Consider the following 20,312-nt stretch of genomic DNA (forward strand, 5'->3'; position numbering starts at 1 on the left):
CTCATGGGTCCCACCGTTCCCGAATGTGAATCCACAGCGAATCTTTCGCCGATTTTTCGCTGACGTTTCACACTCGAGGAGTTGTCGGTGCCTTACGGCACACTCCCCACATGGGGGATCCAGTCATCGGCACCGAAGCCATCGCCGCGGGCATCGCGACGCCCTATCAGCTCCGTAGCCGGTACTGGCCGGTGTACCCGGGCATCTACGTACCGAAGGACACCCAACCCACGGCAGCGCTGCGGGCAAAGGCCGCGTGGTTGTGGTCGGATCGGCGCGCGGTGCTGGCGGGTCGTTCGGCGTCGGCGCTGCACCGTTCGAAGTGGCTCGATCCACGTGCACCCGCCGAACTGATCCACGACAACCGCCGTCCACCATGTGGGATAAAGACGTGGCTGGATCGATTCGAGGACGACGAGATCACCGTCGTCGACGGGATGCGCGTGACGACGCCGGCGCGCACGGCGCTGGACCTGGCCTGCCGGTACCCGCTCGATACCGCCGTGACGCTGATCGACGCGCTCGCCAACGCCACCCGGCTCAAGATGGCCGACGTCGAACTGCTCGTGGACCGGTATCGGGGCCGGCGAGGCATCAAGAACGCACGCCACGTGCTCGACCTGGTCGATGGCGGCGCCGAGTCACCCCGCGAGACGTGGCTGCGGTTGGAGGTGATCCGCGGCGGCTTCCCGCGTCCACAGACCCAGATCCCGGTTCACGACGAATACGGGGTGCTGGTCGGGGTTTTCGACATGGGCTGGGAGGACGCCATGGTCGGCCTCGACTACGAGGGCGACCAGCACCGGACCGACCGGCGACGGTTCAACCGCGACATCCACAAGTCCGAGGACGTCAGACGGTTGGGCTGGACCCACATCCGGGTGACCGCTCAGGACGGCGAAGCCGACATCCTCAAGCGCATCGAGGCGGCAGGTGTTCCGCGCGGTCCGCGAGTGTGAAACGTCAGCGAAAAATCGGGCGAGAATTCGCTGAGGTTTCACACTCGCGGGCCTGAGACCAGCGGCGAGACCTACGCCAGCACAGGCGCACTCGGTGTGAACACCACGGGCATCGACTCTGGTCCGCTGACGAAGTTGGCGGGCCGCAACGGCACCGGGGCGTCGTCGGCGAGACGCAGGTCGGGCAGTCTGCGGAGCACACGCTCGGTCATGAGCCTGAGCTCGAGGCGCGCCAGCTGATTGCCCAGGCAGAAGTGGGTGCCGAAGCCGAAGGCCACGTGGCTGTTGGGATTTCGGTCGATGCGGAAGTTGTCCGGATCGCCGAAGACGGACTCGTCGAAGTTGGCCGACTCGAACATCAGCATGATCTTCTCGCCCGCACGCAGCTCGGTGCCGTGGAACACCGTGTCGGCGGTCAGGGTCCGGCACATGTTCTTCACCGGTGAGGTCCACCGCAGCATCTCCTCGATCGCCCCGGGCAGCAGATCGACGTCGGCGACCAGCGCATCCCACTGATCCCGGTGGCGCAGAAGCTGTTCGGTGCCGCCCGACAGCGTGTGCCGGGTGGTCTCGTCGCCGCCGATGAGGATCAGCAGCGTCTCGAAGACGATCTCGTCGTCACTCATGCGCTGACCCTCGACCTCGGAGTTGACCAGCACCGAGAAGAGGTCGTCGGTGGGCTCGGCGCGGCGCTTGGTGATGACGTCCTTGGTGAACTCGGTGTACGCCGCGAAGGTGTCCATGAGTTTCTGGATCGCCGCTTCGTCGACGTGCGACGAGAGCCCGCACACCAGGTCGTCGGACCACTTCAGCAGCATGTCCCGCTCGGTGGGCAGCACCCCGAGCATGTCGCCGATCACCGCCATGGGCAGCGGTGCGGCGATGTCGCGCACGAAGTCGCACTCGCCGCGTTCGCACACCGCGTCGATCAGGGTGTCGCACAACCGGCCGATGGAATCCACCTTGTCCATGACGCGCTTGCGGGTGAAGCCGGCGTTGACGAGCTTGCGCCGCAACAGATGTTGCGGGTCGTCCATGTCGATCATGTAGGGCATGCCCGGCTGATCGGGCCGGATGCCGCCGGTCGACGAGAACAGTTCGGGGTTGCGTTCGGCGTCGAGCACGGCCTGATACGTCGTCGCGGCCGCGAGCCCGTTGCGGTCACGGAACACCGGTTCGTTGGCCCGCATCCAGCGGTAGGCCTCGCGCGCCCCGCCGTCGGCGTAGAACATGCCGTTGGCCAGGTCCACGTCGGGCCTGGTGAGCATCTGCGTCATGAGATCACCTCAGCCTCACCGAAAGTCATCTGCACGTTGGCCGCCGAACTCGACACGAGCGCCCGCTTCGGCAGCCCCAGCGATGCCAGTTCGGCCGCGTAGGGGTGATCGCCGAGCCGCAGGCGCACGCCCCCGAACCGGTAGCGCACGCCCGACAAACGCATCTGGCCTTCGGTCCGGCGCGTGACGCCGTCGAGGTGCGAGTAGGTGGGATGCACCTGCGGACGCGACGTGAACACCGGCGGAACCGGGATGCCCGGCCGGAACTCCATGCCGACGGCGAACTTTCCGCCGATGCTGACGTCGAACCCGAACTGCCTGGCCTCACGAACGGTGAAGTCCGCCATGACCTTCGGGTAGCCCCAGATCGTGCGGCCGGCCTCCAGCGTGAAGGACTGGTCTACCGGCAGGTGGTGGATGTACGCGCCCGCCGACTGCAGTGCGCGAAGGCCGGTCGCGGTCGACCCCGGCGGGTTCACCATGACGTTGGTGCCGTACTCGAGGTACTCGCCGAGATCGCCGTCGACGTAGCGCATCAGCATGAGGATGACCATCGCGCGCCCCGGCCGGTAGCGGCACACCTGCAATCCGCTGTGGTCGATCATGCGCTGGGCGGCGTCGGCATCCACCGAGAACATCGCCATGTGCTGGTCTGCGGTGCGGATACGCACCGGCATGGTCACCGTGTTGCCGGCGATGGTGTGCTGCGTCACATGCCAAATCTAGAACGCGTTCTAGACACTTTGCAAGAAGTGTCTACAACAGCGCGGCGAGTTCGCGGATGTGCTCGGGGCTGCGGCCCGAGACCACCATGGTGGTGACCCCCGCGGCCTCCCACACCTTGATCTGTTCGCGCACGTAGGACACGTCGCCGACGATCGCGGCGTCGTCGACCACCTCGTCGGGGATCACCTTGGCGGCCTCGTCCTTGCGGCCCGAGCGGAACAGCTTCGTCACCTCGTCGACCACGTCGCCGTAACCCATGCGGCGGTAGACGTCGGCGTGGAAGTTGGTGTCCTCGGCGCCCATGCCGCCCATGTACAGCGCGAGGTAGGGCTTCATCGCCGCGAACGCCGCGGCCCGGTCCTCGGTGATGACGATGTTGGCGGTCGCGCAGATCTCGAACGTCTCGCGCGTGCGACACGCGCCGGGCCGCGCGAAGCCCTCGTCGAGCCACGCGTTGTAGGTGTCGGCCATGCGCGGCGTGTAGAAGATCGGCAGCCAGCCGTCGCAGATCTCGGCGGCCAGCGCGACGTTCTTGGGGCCCTCGGCCCCGAGCATGATCGGGATGTCCGCGCGCAGCGGATGCGTGATGGGCTTGAGCGGCTTGCCCAGTCCGGTCGTGCCCTCGCCGGTCAGCGGCAACGGATAGTGCGGACCATCGCTGGTCACCGGGGCCTCGCGGGCCCACACCTGCCGGATAATGTCGATGTACTCGCGCGTGCGGGCCAGTGGCTTGGGGAACTTCTGCCCGTACCAGCCCTCGACCACCTGCGGCCCGGACACGCCCAGGCCCAGGATGTGGCGGCCGCCCGAGAGGTGGTCGAGCGTCAGCGACGCCATGGCACACGCCGTGGGAGTGCGCGCGGACATCTGCACCACCGACGTGCCCAGCCGCAGACTCTTGGTCTCGCGTCCCCACCAGGCCAGCGGCGTGAATGCATCCGAGCCCCATGCCTCTGCGGTGAACACGGTGTCGAAACCGGCCTCCTCGGCCGCGGCCACCAACTCCGCATGGTTGCTCGGCGGCTGCGCTGCCCAATATCCGAGTTGCAAACCCAACTTCATTCCGGCCGCCCTCCCTGGCTTCTTGCCACGATTCTTAGAACCTGTTCTACTCGATGTGTGACAGCCAGCCAAAGCCGCCCGGCCTCGACAGATCACCGTGAGCCGCCACTTTCAGCGCCACTGAAACTGTCTTTCGACTACACCCGTTCAGTCGGGCCCTTGCTCAGTCAGTTCTTCACCGCGCTTCGTGACCGCCGCATCGTCGGCGTGCGCGGATCCGATGGACGTGTGCATGTGCCACCCGCCGAGTATGACCCGGTCACCTACGAACCATTGACCGAGGTCGTGCCGGTGGGCAGCGTCGGGACCGTCGTGTCCTGGACGTGGCAGCCCGAGCCGCTGGAGGGGCAGCCACTCGACCGGCCGTTCGCGTGGGCGCTGATCAAACTCGACGGTGCCGACACCCCTTTGCTGCATGCCGTTGCCGCCGAAGAGGGTTCGGTGAGCACCGGCATGCGGGTGCACGCGCACTGGGTCGACGAGCCCGCGGGCGCGATCACCGACATCGCGTACTTCCTGCCGGGCGACACCCCGGAACCCGTTGCCGACGCGCCCGCCGACGAGCGTGATCCGGTGACGATGCTGGTGGTGCCGTCGAGCATCGAGATCCAGCACTCGGCCTCGCTGCCCGAGAGCACCTACCTGCGCAGCCTGCGCGAGGGCAAGCTGGTCGGCGCCCGCACGGTGGGCCCGAACGGCGAGAAGGGCAAGGTCTACTTCCCGCCCAAGGAAGCCGATCCGGCCACGGGCCTTGAGCTCAACGAGTTCGTCGAACTGCCCGACAAGGGCACGGTGACGACGTTCGCGATCATCAACATCCCGTTCGCGGGGCAGCGCATCAAGCCGCCGTACGTCGCGGCGTACGTGCTGCTGGACGGCGCCGACATCCCGTTCTTGCACCTGGTCACCGACATCGACGCGTCCGAGGTCCGCATGGGCATGCGCGTCGAGGCGGTCTGGAAGCCCAAGGACGAGTGGGGCCTGGGCATCGACAACATCTCGCATTTCCGGCCGACGGGTGAGCCCGACGCCGACTACGACAGCTACAAGCACCACCTGTAAAGGGAAAAGATGACCGCACCCTCGGGTAGACAAGTCGCGGTGGTCGGCTTCGCACATGCCCCGCATGTCCGCCGCACCGACGGCACCACCAACGGCGTCGAGATGTTGATGCCGTGCTTCCACCAGCTGTACGACGAGCTGGGCCTTCAGCAGAGCGACATCGGCTTCTGGTGCTCCGGGTCCTCGGATTACCTTGCCGGACGCGCATTCTCGTTCATCTCGGCGATCGACTCGATCGGCGCCGTACCGCCGATCAACGAGTCCCACGTCGAGATGGACGGCGCATGGGCGTTGTACGAGGCCTACATCAAGATCCTGACCGGCGAGGTCGACACCGCGCTGGTGTACGGCTTCGGCAAGTCGTCGGCCGGTGTGCTGCGGCGCGTGCTCGCACTGCAGACCGATCCGTACTCGGTGGCCCCGCTGTGGCCCGATGCGGTCTCGATGGCGGGTCTGCAGGCCCGGTTCGGGCTCGATGCGGGCAAGTGGACGGCCGAACAGATGGCGCAGGTGGCGCTCGACGCGTTCGCCGCGGGCGGGCGCACGGATTCGGTGAAGCCGGCCAAGAGCATCGACGAACTGCTCGAACGCCCCTTCTTCGCCGATCCGCTGCGACGCCACGACATCGCGCCAATCACCGACGGCGCGGCGGCGATCGTGCTGGCCGCGGGCGACCGGGCGCGTGAGCTGCGCGAGAACCCGGCCTGGATCACCGGCATCGAACACCGCATCGACACCCCGGTGCTCGGCGCGCGGGATCTGACGACCTCGCCGTCCACCGCGGCCTCGGCCGCCGCGGCCACGGGCGGGGACACCGCGTCCATCGAGGTGGCCGAGATCCACGCACCGTTCACCCACCAGCACCTGATCCTCACCGAGGCCATCGGCCTGGGTGGTTCGACGAAGATCAACCCGTCGGGCGGGGCGCTTTCCGCCAACCCGATGTTCTCGGCGGGCCTGGAGCGTATCGGTTTCGCCGCGCGGCACATCTTCGACGGTTCGGCGGGCCGGGTGCTCGCCCACGCCACCAGTGGGCCTGCGCTGCAACAGAATCTGGTCGCCGTCTTGGAAGGGAAGAACTGATGGCCGTCAATGCCGCCGTTCTGGGCACGGGCCAGACGAAGTACGTCGCCAAGCGCACCGACGTCTCGATGAACGGCCTGGTGCGCGAGGCCATCGACCGCGCGCTCGCCGATTCGGGTTCGACGATGGCCGACATCGACGCCGTGGTCGTCGGCAAGGCGCCGGACTTCTTCGAGGGCGTGATGATGCCCGAGCTGTTCATGGCCGATGCCGTGGGTGCGACGGGCAAGCCGCTGATCCGCGTGCACACCGCGGGTTCGGTCGGCGGGTCGACGGCCATCGTCGCGGCGAGCCTGGTGAAATCCGGCAGGTACCGCCGCGTGCTCACCATGGCGTGGGAGAAGCAGTCCGAGTCGAATGCCATGTGGGCGTTGAGCATTCCGGTGCCGTTCACCAAGCCCGTGGGTGCGGGCGCCGGCGGGTACTTCGCACCGCACGTGCGGGCCTACATCCGCCGCTCGGGCGCGCCGACGCACATCGGCGCGATGGTCGCGGTCAAGGACCGGCTCAACGGGGCCAAGAACCCGCTGGCACACCTGCATCAGCCCGACATCACGCTCGAGAAGGTGCTGAGCTCGCAGATGCTGTGGGATCCGATCCGGTTCGACGAGACGTGCCCGTCGTCCGACGGTGCGTGCGCGATGGTGATCGGTGACGAACAGATCGCGGATGCCCGTGTGGCCGAGGGGCATCCGGTGGCGTGGATCCACGCGACCGCGCTGCGCACCGAACCGTTGGCGTACGCGGGGCGCGATCAGGTGAACCCGCAGGCCGGCCGCGACGCCGCCAAGGCGCTGTGGCGTGACGCGGGCATCACCAGCCCGATCGACGAGATCGACGTCGCCGAGGTGTACGTGCCGTTCTCGTGGTTCGAGCCCATGTGGCTGGAGAACCTGGGCTTCGCTCCCGAGGGCGAGGGCTGGAAGCTCACCGAGGCAGGCGAGACCGCGATCGGTGGACGCATCCCGTTCAACCCGTCGGGTGGTGTGCTGAGCTCCAATCCGATCGGCGCGTCGGGCATGATCCGCTTCGCCGAGTCGGCCATCCAGGTGATGGGCAAGGCCGGCGAACATCAGGTGCAGGGCGCCCGCAAGGCCCTCGGCCACGCATACGGCGGTGGTTCGCAGTACTTCTCCATGTGGGTTGTGTCTTCGGACAAGCCCGCAGCCAAGCCCTGATATCTCCGCCGAAACGGCATTCCGGCAGGCAAAGTGCGAGTGCACGCCTGCCGGAATGTCGTTTCGGCGCGTGAGAGGTGACGCTCGGCGCATGCGGGCCACCCTCGGGCGCGACGAAAGGCGGGCATCGGCGGCGCCGCGTACCCTGATCAGTAACTATGTCGCCCACGACGGTCCCCCGCCTCAGACTTCTGCTCACCACCGGCCTTGCGGCTGCTGTCGTCGCGACGGCGGCCGGCTGCCAGGACGCGCAACTGACCGCGGATCCGGCCACGGGCAAGGCGCCGGCGGCCTCGTCGTCAGCCGCCACCAGTTCACCCCAGGCCAAGGCCTCCGACTACAGCCATCTGTTGCTGCAGGCCGAGGACATCAGCATCCCGCCCAACACCTTCACCAGGCGGTCCACCAAGGTCAACCCGGACGGCCAGGACGGCGCCAGCGCGCTCTACGTCAACGCCGACGACACCAGGGCCATCGCCGACACGATCCTGATCTATCCGGACGTCGCGACCGCGACCGCGACACTGCAGCAGGCCGTGGGCGCCATCAACACCATGGTCGAGGGCGGCACTCCTCAGCCGCACCCCGTCGGCACGAACGGCACGGTGATCTCCGGGACGGCGCCGGACGGCTCCAAGGCGGTCACGCTGTTGATGTTCACGCAGGGCCGGGCGCTGGTGCGGTTGGAGTTCGACAGCGCCATCGAGGACCCGGTCACCGAGCAGACCGTGACCGCCATCGGCAGGATGCAGCAGATCGCGCTGCGGATCGGCCTGCCCGAGCGGGAGTAACCGTCCACGAGCGCGGGTATGCCGCAGGTCACGCGTCCCTCGTTGCACTATCGGACGGGAAAACTGTAACGTGTTCTAGTTAGAAGCAACGGACTGGAGGCGTCATGGCTACCGAGACTGTCGGGATCCGCGAAATCGACACCGGCGCGCTGCCGGATCGGTACGCGCGAGGCTGGCACTGCCTTGGACCGGTGAAGAACTTCTCGGACGGCAAGCCGCACAGCGTCAACATCTTCGGCACCAAGCTCGTGGTGTTCGCGGGCTCCAAGGGCGAGCTCAACGTCCTCGACGCGTACTGCCGCCACATGGGCGGTGACCTGTCGAAGGGCACCGTCAAGGGCGACGAGGTCGCGTGCCCGTTCCACGACTGGCGCTGGGGCGGTGACGGCAAGTGCAAGCTCGTGCCGTACGCCAAGCGCACCCCCCGCCTGGCCCGCACCCGGTCCTGGCACACCGACGTGCGCGGCGGCCTGCTGTTCGTGTGGCACGACCACGAGGGCAACCCGCCGCAGCCCGAGGTGCGCATCCCCGAGATCCCGGAGTGGTCGAGCGGTGAGTGGACCGACTGGAAGTGGAACTCGATGTTGATCGAGGGCAGCAACTGCCGCGAGATCATCGACAACGTCACCGACATGGCCCACTTCTTCTACATCCACTTCGGGCTGCCGACGTACTTCAAGAACGTCTTCGAGGGCCACATCGCCAGCCAGTACCTGCACAACGTGGGCCGGCCCGATGTCAACGACCTCGGCACGGCCTACGGCGAGGCCAAGCTGGACTCCGAGGCGTCGTACTTCGGCCCGTCGTTCATGATCAACTGGCTGCACAACACCTACGGCGAGTTCAAGGCCGAGTCGATCCTGATCAACTGCCACTACCCCGTGACGCAGGATTCGTTCGTGCTGCAGTGGGGTGTGATCGTCGAGAAGCCCAAGGGGCTGGACGACGCGACCACCGAGAAGCTCGCCGACGCCTTCACCGAGGGTGTCAGCAAGGGCTTCCTGCAGGACGTCGAGATCTGGAAGCACAAGACCCGCATCGACAATCCGCTGCTGGTCGAGGAGGACGGCGCGGTGTACCAGATGCGGCGCTGGTACCAGCAGTTCTACGTCGACGTCGCCGACATCACGCCGGACATGACCGACCGGTTCGAGATGGAGGTCGACACCACGGCCGCGGTCGAGAAGTGGAACATCGAGGTTCAGGAGAACCTGAAGGCCCAGGCCGAAGCCGAGAAGGCGGAGCAGTCGAGCTGATGCCGGCACGCAACGAGCAGGGCCGCACCCAGACACCGGATGTCGGTGATCTGGCCCGCTCGATGCTGTTGCTGCACGGCATCCACGACGACGACGATCATCCGGCCGGCAATCAGCCGGGCACCGGAAGTTGGTCCAAGGCACCGAATTTCGCGTCCGATCCGCAACGCGCGGCAGCCGTTCGCGAGGCCAGCCTGCGTGACCGGGAACGCTACCTGACCTCGGGGCTGGTGTCGGTGGACTGCCGGCACTGCCACGTGTCGGTGCAGGTGAAGAAGCTCGGTCCCACGCACACCGCGGTGCAGTGGAACTCCGAGGCGACGCAACGCTGCGCGGTGTTCAACGAGATCCGTGCCGCCGGTGGCGATCCCGCACGTACGCCGTCGTGCCCGCGGCTGTCCGACAGCATCCGGCATGCCGTCGCCGAGGGCGTCCTCGAAGAGTCCTCGACGGCCCCGGCGCCCGGCGACGGTTAGCTTTCCCGCACCTTGGCCAGTGCAGATGCACGTTCGGTCAGGAACTTTCGCAATGTGTCCTTCTGCGCCTCGATCTCGTCGGCGCTCAGCCCGTCGGTGACGGGCACGGTCTCGGCGATCGAATCCAGCAGCGCCAGGGCCTGTCCGTCGGCGTAGATCTGGTCGTACAGCTCCCAGTACGCCTTGTCGTAGACCTCGGTGAACGCCGGTGACGCCAGGAACCGTTCCTTGAGAATGTTGCCGCCCAACTCCTTGCCGGGCGGCGGGCCCATGCCGGTGGGAAGTTGGAAGCCCGACGGCGGCTTGAACTCCATGGGATCGCGCGGCCCGAGCTTCACGTCGCCCATCATCGTGGCGAGGTTCAGGTCCCACGACACCACCGTGAACTTCTTGGTGCCCAGGTCGTACCACAGGTAGTAGTTCTGCCCGGGTCCGGCCATGTCGTCGCCGTTGATCAACAGGTTCTGCGTCGCGACGTAGCGCGCGAACGATTCCACGTCGATCCAGTCACCCAGCGACCGGGCGAATTCCTCGTCGTCGGCGCTGTCGAGCCACTTCAGGAAGTTGATGAGCGGCTGCAGGTTTCCGGTGTCGACGGTGTTGATCTGCTTGAACTGATCGGCGTAGGCCGACTGGTCGGGGCCGGCGTACTCGAGCCGCGATTTGGCGCGCGCCTTGTACAGGTAGCCGTCGGAGTCGAACACCGTGCTCGCGTAGTTCTCGTCGGGGTGCTCGAGCAGCAGGCGCGTCGTGGTCGCGCCGTTCACCGAATACGTGATGTAGGAGTAGCGCTGCGTCGGCTGACCCGTCATCGCGGTCAGCGACAATGCCAGAGCCTCGTTGAGCACGGGCGCCCCGGGACGCACCGACAGTTCGGTCAGGCCCTGATATCCACGGCCGTCGGCGTTCTCGTTGAAGCTGATCAGCAGAGGCAACGACAGCGGATCGTCCTCGGACACCGTGCCCATCGGCCCGCCGGGTCCTCCGAGACCACCAGGCCCACCGAAACCACCAGGCGGCCCACCAGGGCCTGGCGCACCGGGGGGACCCGGCGGACCGGGACGTCCTGGAGGCCCTGGAGGCCCGGGAGGCCCGCCCTCCCCCGGCGGGGGAGGGAAATGCACGCCGCGCAGACTCATCAACGTCGAGTTGCCCTTGAGCCGCACCGCGACGTCGTTGATCGTGGTGCCGTCGATCGTGATGTCGGCGGTCACCCACTTCTTGTCGCCGTCGGCCTTGAACTGCTCGACCATGTCGCGGTATTCGGCGTCGGTCAGCTCGACCGACAGCGAGTGCGGCACGGTGTTGTCGAACAGATCGACCGTGCCCGTGATGTTCTCGGTGATCTCCGAGGCGATGACGGTCGGGTCCCCCGTGATGTACGGCCGAATGCGGACGTCACCGAACACCAGCGCCACCACGGCCACGAACACGACGAACGCACCGAGCAGTTTCCAGTGCTGGCGCAGCGGTCTGGGGATCCGGTGCACGAACCGGCGCCACCTCGAACTGGCCGGAGCCGCCATCAGATGTCGGTCTGGTCGTAGCCCGTCAGCACCGTGACGCGCTGGCCGGTGTTCACCGCGGTCAGCGCCGCGATGAGGTCGCTGCTCTTCTTGTTCTTCTTCAGCTGCGCGGTGTAGTACAGCTCCATCAGCGCACCTGCGCGCACCGATTCGGTTGAGACCAGCTCGAATTCACTGCAGTACTCGATCAAGGTGTCCTCGACGCGTGCGGTGTATTCGGGCTCCGGCGGCACCTGCACCTTGACCACCTGGCGCTTGACGTCGAGCTTGAACATGTTGAACTTGTTCATGATCACCAGCACCAGGCAGATCGCGATGGTCGCGGCGATCGCCAACGTGTAGAACCGGGTTCCCGTCGTCATACCGATCGCCATCACCAGGAACACGAACCCGACGTCGCGGGTTTCCTTGATGGCGTTGCGGAATCGGATCACCGACAGCGCGCCGACCAACGCGAACGCACGGGCGATGTTCGACCCGACCACCAGCATGATCACCGAGACCACCATGCAGACCAGCACGAGCGTCTGCACGTAGGACTGGCTGTAGGACACGTTCTTGTGGGTGTAACGGTAGACCCACCCGATGATGACGGACAGGACGAGCGAGAGCGCCAGCGACGCGACGACGTCGAACGTCGTGAAGGTGCCGCTGAGGTCCTGCAGGTTGATGTTCACGGATACTCCTGATCGAACGAAATGGTGAAGCTTTGGGACGCAGCGGGATTCACGCCGACGGTGAGGATTCCAGCAGGTCGTCGGGCACGGTGTCGTAAGCCCCGGCGGGCATGATGAGTTCGGGGGCGCCGAGCGCCGAGCGCGGCGCGAGGCCAAACGCCTGCACCGACTGGCAGTACTTCGAGACGCGGATGACGGACATGTCGACACGGGCCAGCAGGTCGGTGATCCAGTACGGCACCCGCTCGTTGGCCTTGACCTCGACGATGGCCAGCTTGGGCGGGATGATGAAGCGGTTCTGCGCACCCGAGGCGAAATGGAAGTCGCGGTCGCGGCCGTGCACCTTGTGGTCGATCGTGACGCGCAGACCCAGGTCGGCATCCCGGCCGACGAACGCCTCGCGCAGGTAACCCGTGGTGACGATGGGCCGCAGGTCGAGATTCTCCACGAGCGTCGTCACCTCGTTGACGAACGGCTTCTGCGACGCGTCGCAGTCGATCTCCTTGCGGTGGTCGAGCCACTGCACGGCGGTCGCGTACGGCAGTTCCGTGCGCCGCTTCTGGGTGACGCGGTTGACGCGCTGTTTGATCTCGATCTGCACCGGGGTGTCGTCGGTGCAGGCCGACGGCGCGCCGTAGAGCCGCATCCGCAGCTTGCGGCGGAACCGCAGGCCCTCGATCTTCTCCCAGTAGAACCGCAGATCGGGCGTGTCGTAGTACAGCGAGGTCACCGGGTAGCCGCCGTGCGGCGAATACGGGTCGGTGTCCATGTGCGCGGCGAGTTCGTCGCGCAGTTCGGGGACCCGCAACTCGTCGACGAAGTACTTGATCTCGTAGCGGTTGAAGGCGTGCATCCTGCTGGCGGTCTGCGCATAGCCGCTCGGTTGCGTTGGCACGTCCTCGTAGGTCGCCGACGGGGTGTGTACGCGCCTGCGAAACCGGCCGAACACGCGCCACCGCCTTTCCAGTCTCCAGCACCACCTTGACGTTCTCCGCGCTCAGCTAATCGCGCGAAGCTATGCGTCCGCTGTGCGGAAGATGGTTAACAGCTATCAAATTATAGGTAACTGTCTGGGGTGACCTTCACCACGCACCGAAAACCCAGGTCAGAGCCCAGTGAAGCGCTCTTTGACGGCTTCGGAGGTCAAACCGTAATCGGCCAGCGAGTAGGTGTGTTTGGGTGCACGCGGCCCGCGCCGGCTCGCCTCGTACACCTCGGTGACCGCCGCGCGCGCGGCGTCGGTGTAGGGCATGCCGAAGTGCCGGTACACGCTTTCGACGGTCGCGAGCGGATCGGCGACGAAGTCGTCGTAGTCCACGTCGAGGAACTGGGCCGGGTCGTGCTTGGCGCGTTCTGCGGTGAACGCCTCGAGCCCGCGGGCCCACGTGTCCATGGCGTCGGCGCCGATCTGGGCGCCGACGAACGTGTTGGACCACGCGGCGGTGGTGTGTGCCGACAACGAGCACATCGAGGCCATGATGGTCTCGGCCGGGCGATGGCACTGGATGACCAGCGCGTCGGGGTAGGTCGCGAACAGCGCGTCGAGCGCGAACAGATGGCTGGGGTTCTTGAGCACCCAGCGCTTCTCGGCGTCGTTGAGCCCGATGAGCTGCAGGTTGCGGCGGTGCCGCTGATACGGCCTGGTCCAGTCCTGCTGCGCGAGCCAGTTGGCGTAGGTGGGCAGATGCGCGAGGGTCTCGTAGGACACCGAGTGCAGCGACTGGCGCAGCAGCTGCCAGCACTCCTCCACCTCGTCGGCGGTCATGAAGTGCAGCCCCGTGTAATCGGGGTTCTCCTGGTGGTGCTGTGAGAACGACGCGGCGAGCTGCTGGTAGACGGGATTGTCCGGCCAGGTCTCCCGTGGCGGGCGCGGCTGCGGGAACTCCGCCAGCCACATCTCCAACCCCTGGTGCGCCGGATCGGCGGTCAACAGCCGGTGCAGCACCGTGGTGCCGGTGCGCGGCAGCCCGGTGACGAAGATCGGCCGCTCGATCTCGACGTCGGCGTACTGCGGATTCGCCTTCCACGACGCCTCGCTGAGCAACCGCGCCACGAGCGCGTTGCGCAGGAAGAACCGCGACATCTTGCTGCCCAGCTCGGTGAGGTCGGCGTCGCGCTGATACGACTCCAGCAGCACACCGAGGGCCTCGCGGTAGTTGTCGTCGTCGGTCCCGAAGTCGTCGAGGCCCGTGGCCTTGGTGGCCGACGCATGCAGATCCTCGACGGTACCCACGTCAGTACGCGTCATGCCTTGTACTCCCCACAGTTCACATCCAGCGCCTGCCCGGTGATGCCGCTGGCCAGATCGGACGCCATGAACAGGATCGCCGAGGCCACCTCGTCCTCGGTCGGCAGCCGCTTGAGGTCGGATCCCGCGGCGGCCGCGTTGTAGATGTCCTCGACGCTGGTCCCGTACTTGCCGGCCTGATGTTCGAAGTAGCTCTTGAGTGTTCCGCCCCAGATGTAGCCGGGCAGCACAGAATTCACCCGGATGCCCTTCTCACCGAGCTCGGTGGCCAGCGTCTGCGACATCGCCAGCAACGCAGACTTCGCCATCTTGTAGGCGCCGTACTTTGCCTGCGAGTGCCGCACCACCATCGAATTCACGTTCACCACAGCACCTTTGGACTCTTCCAGCGCCGGCGTGAAGCCCTGGATGAGCCGCAGCGCGCCGAACACCGTGAGCTCGATGGCGTCGCGCATGTGCTCGAAGGTCGTGTTGGCGAACGGTTTCATCGAGGGCACCCGGAAGGCGTTGTTGATCACCACGTCCACGCGGCCGTATGCCTTCATGGTCTCGTCGACGAGGTGGGCCACCTGCGCGTCGTCGGTGATGTCGGTGCCGACCGACAGTGCGCGCCTGCCGGTGTCGGTGACCTGCTTGGCGACGTCTTCGAGGCGTTCGACGGTGCGGGCCGCGAGCACCAGATCGGCGCCCTGCTCGGCGCACCGCCGCGCGAGCGTGGTGCCCAGCGCGGGGCCGACGCCGCTTATGACCACAACTTTGTCGGTCAGGAGTCCACCCATTGTCAGCCCACCATCCTGTTCTGAATCTGTTGTTGGCGCAGCGCGATCCGGGCCCGCCAGTCCGCCTCGGAGATCTTGTTGGACTCGTGGTACGGCAACTTCTCGGGTACCTGGTCGATGTCGACGACCTCGACCGTCGGCCCGTCGGCCTCGGTGAGCGCGCGTGACAGTCGCTGCCAGCGGAACTGCAGGTAACCCTTGCGATGGCCGAGCGTCTCGCACCAGTTGGTGACGCCGGGGTTGGCGTCGGACACGACGATGCGGATCTTGCCGTCCGGATCTTCCTGCGCCTGAGTGCCGTTGAGTGAGGTCTGGTGGTTGATGTAGTCCAGCGAGATGTACCAGAGGCTGCCGAGCTGGAAACCGAGGTACGGCGCATCGGTCACCGGAAGCGTGATGACCATGGCCTGGTCGGGCCGTAGGTCGAAATGCCCGACCGACGAGTACTGCGTTGCCAGGCCACCCGGCGTGAGCCGTGGCGCGACCATGGTGTTGACCGGCAGGTTGTTGTAGAACCACTGCGGGAACTGCAGCCACGTCTTGACCCGTTGCACCAGTTGCTTACCCGCGACCGCGTACCGCTTCTCGATGAGCTCCTTGGTCAGCGGCGCCGGGGCGGTGCCCGCGGTGTCGGTGCGCGCTATGGCCAGGTGGCCGCGCTGCGCGGACCAGTCGTTGTAGACCTCGCGGATCACCAGTTGCGACGGACTCGTCGGGGTGATGCGCCATTCGAACGTGCCGTCCTCGGCGATGTCGAGTTCGCGGTCGTCGAACGCGGCCTGGCTCGCGGGCACGTTGTCGTCGGTGTACTCCCCACCCAGCACCTGGAAGCTCAGATCCGTGGTGGTGCCGCGCTTCCCGGTGACGACGTACTCGTGCCCGGGCAGCACGCGTGTGCCGAAGTACAGCGTGTCGGGGTTGTCGAGGCCCATCTTGGTGAACGGACCGGTTCCCGACTGGAGGAACGGGTGGTCGCGGTCGTAGTCGAACGCGAGGTGCAGGCATCCCGAGACACAGCCCGCGAGGTACTGCAGACCTTCGGTCAGATCGGCCTCGGATGCGATGAACGGGGCGGCGGCCACGAGGCGTTCGGCCTCGGCGATGGCGTCCACCAACGGCTGTGAGTACATCGGCGTCCGTTCTCTCGGTTCAATATTGAACCATCATGGTAGAGTTTCCGACCTGACACTAGAACGCGTTCTAATTCGCGTCAACATTCGGGAGGACTCATGACCGAGGCTGCGGAGTCGGCCGGCCGTGCGTCGCCGCCAACTGCGCGTGTCGTGGCGATCCTGGATTTCCTGGCCCGTCACCCGCATGACCGGTTCGGTTTGTCGGAACTGTCACGGCGGGTCGGGGTGAGCAAGCCGACCTGCCTGGGCATCCTCACCACTTTGACCGAATCGAGTTATCTGGTGCGCGAGGGCGACGGGCGGGACAAGTGCTACCGCCTGGGGCCCGCGTTGATCGCGCTGGGCCACATGGCGCAGGAATCGATGCGCGTGAACCCGTCCGCTCGCGCCGAACTGCGCGCCCTGTCAGGGGCTTTCGACAGCACCGCGGCCATCTCGGCGGTGATCGACGACCGCATCACGGTGCTGGAACTCGTGGCCCCGCCCGGCACCGACGTCGGGGTGCGCGTCGGGCAGAGTTATCCGTTCGCCCCTCCGGTTGGCCTCATGTACGTGCTGTGGGACGACGACGCCCTGCGGGCGTGGCTGGACAAGTCCCCCACGGTGCCGCTGCGCACCGATTCCGAGCGGTTGGAGAAGGTCATCGGCGAGTGCCGCAACTCGGGCTACCTGGTGGAACGGCTCACCCCAGCCGGTCAGCGGCTGTACGGGCTGATGGCGGGCATGTCCAGCCGGTTGCCCGACGAGTTGCAGGCACTGCTACGGGAACTCGTGTCCGACATCGGTGAGCGTGTGCATCTGCGCAGCGAGGCCACCGGTCGGCAGCGCCACGACGTCAGCGTCATCTCTGCGCCGGTCCACGACCACCACCAGCGGCAGGTCATGGTGGTGTCACTGCACGTGGGCCGCGCGCTCACCGATTCGGAGATCACCAAACGGGCCCGCGGCGTGGTCGAGGCCGCCGACGCGGTCACCGCGCAGTTGGGCGGCGTGAAACCCACGCGTTGACAACGACGTTCGTCAGAAGTTGCTACAGGTGTCGAACACCGTCTGCAGCAACCCGATGTAGGGCTGGTTGGGCGGGTATTCCACGATCGCCTTGGCCATGCGTTGACGCAGATCCCGTGGTGCGTCGATGAATTGGCGAAGCGTGGTCTGCATGTCCGGCGACGAGTTCAGCACCCCGCCGTACACCGGGCTCTGAGCGTTCAGCGCCGAGACGAACTGTGGGTACGTACAGGTGGTGTTGACCGCCGAGTCGAGGTTGGGCTCGGCGTTAGCGACGCCGGTGCCTGCGGTCAGTCCGACAACCGTGGCGGCCACCAGCCCACCCGCGGCGACCGCCGCCTTCATCGGTGTTGATTTCATGTCTGCACCTCCGATTGCCCGGACTTTACCCGCCCGGTCCGAGCCGTCCCGGCGATTCGAAGACGCTCGACGGCGACTTGGTTGCGAACGAAAAGACAAGGTGCGCAAGGGCCGGTGTGCGGGAGTTGCTCAGGTGGTGCTCGCCAGGACGAACGGCAGGACTGCCGGCACGCCCGCGTCCCGCAACACCCGTGCGGCCATCGTCAACGTCCAGCCCGAGTCCGTCATGTCGTCGACCAGCAGTACCGGCCCGTCGCAGTCGATCTGGGGACGTTCCCACGATCCTTCGAGTGCCGCGACGCGGTACGCGGAGTTCGCGGCCGTGACGGGACGTCGGGTCGGGGTGTAGCGCAGGATGCCCAGGTCGGTGAGCCGGCCGATCTGGGCCAGGCGTTGCACGGTCGAGGCGATGAGCCGTGGATGGGTGTCCGAGTCGAGGCCCATGACCGCGACGGGGCGGCGCTCCCAGTCCCACGCCTTGAGCACCGCGATCGCGGCCTGGACCACCTCGTCGGGCACGTCCTGGTCGGGTTCGGAGAGCAATCGCCGCAGCCGCGCACCCCAGCCCAGGTCGGTGAGCCTGCCTATGGCGCGACCGGGTGCCGCACCATCGGCGATCCGGCCTGACAACTGCAGGCCCAGTGATGCCAGGCCCGACGGCCACTGTTTGCGTGGCGCCACCGCCACCCCGGGGCGGCGCAACCGTTCGGCGGTCGCGGCGAGCGTCGCGTCGTCCACCGCGGTCGGGCGGCGGGATCCCGTGCAGTTGTCGCAGCGGCCGCAGCGCTCCCCCGGCTGCAGTTCGGGGTCGTCGAGCTGTGCACGCAGGAACGCCATGCGACAGCCGTCGGTGGCCTGGTAGTCGAGCATCGCCTGCTGCTCGCGGCGACGGGCCTCGTCGAGCGCGCGGTACCGCTGCTCGTCGTAGCTCCACGGTTCTCCGGTGGCGATCCACCCGCCTTTCACGCGGCGCACCGCGCCGTCGACGTCGAGCACCTTGAGCACCATCTCCAGCCGCGACCGGTTGAGGTCCACCTGGGTTTCCAAGGCAGGCGTGGATTGTGGCCGCTCGGTGTCCAGCGCGGCAAGCACGTTGCGCACCAAGGGTTCCGACGGGAACGCGACCGAGGCGAAGTAGCGCCACACCTCCTGGTCCTCGGTGCCCGGCAGCAGGATCACCTCGGCACTCTCGGTCGCACGGCCCGCGCGACCCACCTGCTGGTAGTAGGCGATCGGCGACGACGGCGCACCGAGGTGTACGACGAAACCCAGGTCCGGCTTGTCGAAACCCATCCCCAGCGCCGAGGTCGCGACCAGCGCCTTGACCCGGTTGTCGAGCAGGTCCGCCTCGAGTTGTTCGCGTTCCGCAGTGTCGGTGGACCCGGCGTAGGCCGCCACCTTGTGGCCCTGCTCGGCCAGCAGAGCCGCGACATCGTGCGCCTGCGACACGGTCAGGGTGTAGATGATGCCCGAGCCCGGCAGCGAATCGATCTGTGCGGCAATCCATGCCGCGCGCTGCGCGGGAGTTCCGGCCTGCACCACCGACAACCGCAGGGACTGCCGATCGAGCCCGCCGCGCAGCACCAGGGTGTCGCGCCCACCGACTCCCAGTTGCGCCGCCACATCGTTGACCACGCGGTCGTTGGCGGTCGCAGTCGTCGCGAGAACCGGTATGTCCGAACCCAATTCGGCGATCAGCGTGCGGATGCGCCGGTAGTCGGGCCGGAAGTCGTGCCCCCAGTCCGATACGCAGTGCGCCTCGTCCACCACCACCAGACCCGCGTCGGACGCGAGCGCGGGCAGCACGTTGTCACGGAAGTCGGGGTTGTTGAGGCGTTCGGGGCTCACGAGCAGCACGTCGAGGTCACCCGCGCCGACCTGCTGGTGGATGGTGTCCCATTCGGTGACGTTGCCCGAGTTGATGGTCGCGGCCCGCACACCGGCACGCTCGGCCGCGTCGACCTGGTTGCGCATGAGCGCCAACAGCGGCGACACGATCACCGTGGGGCCCAAGCCGGCATTGCGCAGAAGTTTCGCGGCGATGAAATACACCGCGGACTTGCCCCATCCGGTGCGCTGCACCACGAGCGCCTGGCGGCGCTGGACCACCAGCGCCTCGATCGCGGTCCACTGATCGTCGCGCAACGTCGCCGTGGGACCGGCGAGTTGTTCGAGAATCGACTGCGCGTGCTCACGGGTGACCATGGGACCATCCTGCCGGGTCACTCCGACACGGAATCACAGCAGGATCCGGGCCCGCGCATGTAACCAGGTGGCGGCTCGGGGGAAAGCCGCCACCTGGCTACCTCAATCAGAGCTCTTCGAGCGCGTCGGACACCGGCGTCGGCGTCACGTCGATGCCGCACTGTGTGTGGAGATCGACGACGGGCTGGTTGATCTTCTGCAGATCCTGCGTCACCTGCGGATTGCCCGCGAAGAACGTCCGGTACAGGTCGTCGGCGCGATCGTCGGGCTGCCTGGCGATGTCGGTCAGCGCCCGGTCGGCCTCGGGATGCGCGGTCAGGTACGTGCTGGTGGACGCCGCCACCGAGCTGACGGTGCTCGCGATCCCACTCTCGCTGCACTGATCGGGCTCGGCGTTCGCCATCGGGATCGTGAACCCGGCGGAGAGGACGCCGCCCGCGCACATGCCGTACAAGCAGCGACGGACAGTGCGTGCGGACATCTTCTTCATCGATCACTCCTTCGGT

The 20,312-nt window shown here is 66.8% G+C and carries 20 protein-coding genes; 8 read left to right on the plus strand and 12 right to left on the minus strand.

The window, feature by feature from the left end:
- Nucleotides 1-110 precede the first annotated feature (110 nt).
- Nucleotides 111-959, plus strand: a complete 849-nt coding sequence (locus AT701_RS28940) for a type IV toxin-antitoxin system AbiEi family antitoxin (protein WP_058127075.1) — start codon at nt 111-113, stop codon at nt 957-959.
- 71 nt (nt 960-1,030) lie between these two features.
- Here the strand turns inward: AT701_RS28940 and cyp142 are convergent, their stop codons facing one another.
- From cyp142 to AT701_RS28955, 3 genes are read right to left on the minus strand one after another with little or no spacing between them, the layout of a single operon-like run.
- Nucleotides 1,031-2,236, minus strand: coding sequence for a steroid C26-monooxygenase Cyp142 (cyp142, locus tag AT701_RS28945; RefSeq protein ID WP_058127076.1), 1,206 nt, complete (start codon nt 2,234-2,236; stop codon nt 1,031-1,033).
- Nucleotides 2,233-2,949: an acetoacetate decarboxylase family protein gene (locus AT701_RS28950; protein ID WP_011730893.1), complete on the minus strand. Its 717-nt coding sequence runs from the start codon at nt 2,947-2,949 to the stop codon at nt 2,233-2,235. The genes cyp142 and AT701_RS28950 overlap by 4 nt, the downstream gene beginning before the upstream one ends.
- 43 nt (nt 2,950-2,992) lie before the next feature.
- A complete protein-coding gene (locus AT701_RS28955; protein WP_058127077.1) occupies nt 2,993-4,024 on the minus strand; it encodes an LLM class F420-dependent oxidoreductase in 1,032 nt (343 codons plus the stop codon).
- Nucleotides 4,025-4,081: 57 nt separating this feature from the next.
- Here AT701_RS28955 and AT701_RS28960 point away from each other — a divergent pair, with 57 nt between their 5' ends.
- From AT701_RS28960 to AT701_RS28985, 6 genes are all read left to right on the plus strand, one after another.
- On the plus strand, nt 4,082-5,086 hold the full coding sequence (locus AT701_RS28960) for a Zn-ribbon domain-containing OB-fold protein (RefSeq protein ID WP_058127078.1): 1,005 nt from the start codon (nt 4,082-4,084) through the stop codon (nt 5,084-5,086).
- A 9-nt stretch (nt 5,087-5,095) separates the two neighbouring features.
- On the plus strand, nt 5,096-6,169 hold the full coding sequence (locus tag AT701_RS28965) for a thiolase family protein (protein ID WP_058127079.1): 1,074 nt from the start codon (nt 5,096-5,098) through the stop codon (nt 6,167-6,169).
- Entirely contained in the window at nt 6,169-7,347 is a 1,179-nt protein-coding gene (locus AT701_RS28970; protein WP_058127080.1) for a thiolase family protein, read from the plus strand. The genes AT701_RS28965 and AT701_RS28970 overlap by 1 nt, the downstream gene beginning before the upstream one ends.
- A gap of 158 nt (nt 7,348-7,505) precedes the next feature.
- Nucleotides 7,506-8,138, plus strand: coding sequence for a hypothetical protein (locus tag AT701_RS28975; protein ID WP_003897321.1), 633 nt, complete (start codon nt 7,506-7,508; stop codon nt 8,136-8,138).
- A gap of 104 nt (nt 8,139-8,242) precedes the next feature.
- Nucleotides 8,243-9,394: a 3-ketosteroid-9-alpha-monooxygenase, oxygenase component gene (locus AT701_RS28980; protein WP_058127081.1), complete on the plus strand. Its 1,152-nt coding sequence runs from the start codon at nt 8,243-8,245 to the stop codon at nt 9,392-9,394.
- Nucleotides 9,394-9,870: a hypothetical protein gene (locus AT701_RS28985; protein ID WP_011730897.1), complete on the plus strand. Its 477-nt coding sequence runs from the start codon at nt 9,394-9,396 to the stop codon at nt 9,868-9,870. The genes AT701_RS28980 and AT701_RS28985 overlap by 1 nt, the downstream gene beginning before the upstream one ends.
- On the opposite strand, the gene AT701_RS28990 is transcribed toward AT701_RS28985, so the two are convergent.
- The 6 genes from AT701_RS28990 to AT701_RS29015 all read right to left on the minus strand — a co-directional run bounded on the left by AT701_RS28990 (nt 9,867) and on the right by AT701_RS29015 (nt 16,230).
- Nucleotides 9,867-11,396 carry a CotH kinase family protein gene (locus AT701_RS28990; protein WP_058127082.1) on the minus strand — a complete coding sequence of 510 codons (1,530 nt, stop codon included), beginning with the start codon at nt 11,394-11,396 and terminating at the stop codon, nt 9,867-9,869. The two genes, AT701_RS28985 and AT701_RS28990, sit on opposite strands and share 4 nt — an antisense overlap.
- Nucleotides 11,396-12,073: a DUF4956 domain-containing protein gene (locus AT701_RS28995; RefSeq protein ID WP_058127083.1), complete on the minus strand. Its 678-nt coding sequence runs from the start codon at nt 12,071-12,073 to the stop codon at nt 11,396-11,398. Before AT701_RS28995 ends, AT701_RS28990 begins: the two co-directional genes overlap by 1 nt.
- A gap of 49 nt (nt 12,074-12,122) precedes the next feature.
- On the minus strand, nt 12,123-13,022 hold the full coding sequence (locus AT701_RS29000) for a polyphosphate polymerase domain-containing protein (RefSeq protein ID WP_003897326.1): 900 nt from the start codon (nt 13,020-13,022) through the stop codon (nt 12,123-12,125).
- Nucleotides 13,023-13,178: 156 nt separating this feature from the next.
- Nucleotides 13,179-14,321, minus strand: coding sequence for a sulfotransferase family protein (locus AT701_RS29005; RefSeq protein WP_036453862.1), 1,143 nt, complete (start codon nt 14,319-14,321; stop codon nt 13,179-13,181).
- On the minus strand, nt 14,318-15,100 hold the full coding sequence (locus AT701_RS29010) for an SDR family oxidoreductase (protein ID WP_003897328.1): 783 nt from the start codon (nt 15,098-15,100) through the stop codon (nt 14,318-14,320). The genes AT701_RS29005 and AT701_RS29010 overlap by 4 nt, the downstream gene beginning before the upstream one ends.
- Before the next feature lie 2 nt (nt 15,101-15,102).
- Nucleotides 15,103-16,230 carry a hypothetical protein gene (locus tag AT701_RS29015; protein WP_058127084.1) on the minus strand — a complete coding sequence of 376 codons (1,128 nt, stop codon included), beginning with the start codon at nt 16,228-16,230 and terminating at the stop codon, nt 15,103-15,105.
- A 99-nt stretch (nt 16,231-16,329) separates the two neighbouring features.
- On the opposite strand from AT701_RS29015, the gene AT701_RS29020 reads away from it, so the two are divergent.
- A complete protein-coding gene (locus tag AT701_RS29020; protein ID WP_058127085.1) occupies nt 16,330-17,241 on the plus strand; it encodes an IclR family transcriptional regulator in 912 nt (303 codons plus the stop codon).
- Between the two features lie 12 nt (nt 17,242-17,253).
- On the opposite strand, the gene AT701_RS29025 is transcribed toward AT701_RS29020, so the two are convergent.
- The 3 genes from AT701_RS29025 to AT701_RS29035 all read right to left on the minus strand — a co-directional run bounded on the left by AT701_RS29025 (nt 17,254) and on the right by AT701_RS29035 (nt 20,296).
- Nucleotides 17,254-17,601, minus strand: a complete 348-nt coding sequence (locus tag AT701_RS29025) for a hemophore-related protein (RefSeq protein WP_014878494.1) — start codon at nt 17,599-17,601, stop codon at nt 17,254-17,256.
- Between the two features lie 129 nt (nt 17,602-17,730).
- Nucleotides 17,731-19,806, minus strand: a complete 2,076-nt coding sequence (locus tag AT701_RS29030) for a RecQ family ATP-dependent DNA helicase (protein ID WP_058127086.1) — start codon at nt 19,804-19,806, stop codon at nt 17,731-17,733.
- A 106-nt stretch (nt 19,807-19,912) separates the two neighbouring features.
- A complete protein-coding gene (locus AT701_RS29035) occupies nt 19,913-20,296 on the minus strand; it encodes a heme-binding protein (RefSeq protein ID WP_011730904.1) in 384 nt (127 codons plus the stop codon).
- Nucleotides 20,297-20,312 lie beyond the last annotated feature (16 nt).

This window comes from Mycolicibacterium smegmatis, from assembly GCF_001457595.1.
Taxonomy (GTDB): domain Bacteria; phylum Actinomycetota; class Actinomycetes; order Mycobacteriales; family Mycobacteriaceae; genus Mycobacterium; species Mycobacterium smegmatis.

Coding starts and splice junctions, on each gene's coding strand:
- AT701_RS28985 (WP_011730897.1), top strand. CDS start 9,394: ATGCCGGCACGCAACGAGCAGGGCCGCACCCAGACACCGGATGTCGGT.
- AT701_RS29005 (WP_036453862.1), bottom strand. CDS start 14,321: ATGACGCGTACTGACGTGGGTACCGTCGAGGATCTGCATGCGTCGGCC.
- AT701_RS28940 (WP_058127075.1), top strand. CDS start 111: ATGGGGGATCCAGTCATCGGCACCGAAGCCATCGCCGCGGGCATCGCG.
- AT701_RS29025 (WP_014878494.1), bottom strand. CDS start 17,601: ATGAAATCAACACCGATGAAGGCGGCGGTCGCCGCGGGTGGGCTGGTG.
- AT701_RS28970 (WP_058127080.1), top strand. CDS start 6,169: ATGGCCGTCAATGCCGCCGTTCTGGGCACGGGCCAGACGAAGTACGTC.
- AT701_RS29010 (WP_003897328.1), bottom strand. CDS start 15,100: ATGGGTGGACTCCTGACCGACAAAGTTGTGGTCATAAGCGGCGTCGGC.
- AT701_RS28955 (WP_058127077.1), bottom strand. CDS start 4,024: ATGAAGTTGGGTTTGCAACTCGGATATTGGGCAGCGCAGCCGCCGAGC.
- AT701_RS29015 (WP_058127084.1), bottom strand. CDS start 16,230: ATGTACTCACAGCCGTTGGTGGACGCCATCGCCGAGGCCGAACGCCTC.
- AT701_RS28965 (WP_058127079.1), top strand. CDS start 5,096: ATGACCGCACCCTCGGGTAGACAAGTCGCGGTGGTCGGCTTCGCACAT.
- AT701_RS29020 (WP_058127085.1), top strand. CDS start 16,330: ATGACCGAGGCTGCGGAGTCGGCCGGCCGTGCGTCGCCGCCAACTGCG.
- AT701_RS29035 (WP_011730904.1), bottom strand. CDS start 20,296: ATGAAGAAGATGTCCGCACGCACTGTCCGTCGCTGCTTGTACGGCATG.
- AT701_RS28980 (WP_058127081.1), top strand. CDS start 8,243: ATGGCTACCGAGACTGTCGGGATCCGCGAAATCGACACCGGCGCGCTG.
- AT701_RS28990 (WP_058127082.1), bottom strand. CDS start 11,396: ATGGCGGCTCCGGCCAGTTCGAGGTGGCGCCGGTTCGTGCACCGGATC.
- cyp142 (WP_058127076.1), bottom strand. CDS start 2,236: ATGACGCAGATGCTCACCAGGCCCGACGTGGACCTGGCCAACGGCATG.
- AT701_RS29030 (WP_058127086.1), bottom strand. CDS start 19,806: ATGGTCACCCGTGAGCACGCGCAGTCGATTCTCGAACAACTCGCCGGT.
- AT701_RS28975 (WP_003897321.1), top strand. CDS start 7,506: ATGTCGCCCACGACGGTCCCCCGCCTCAGACTTCTGCTCACCACCGGC.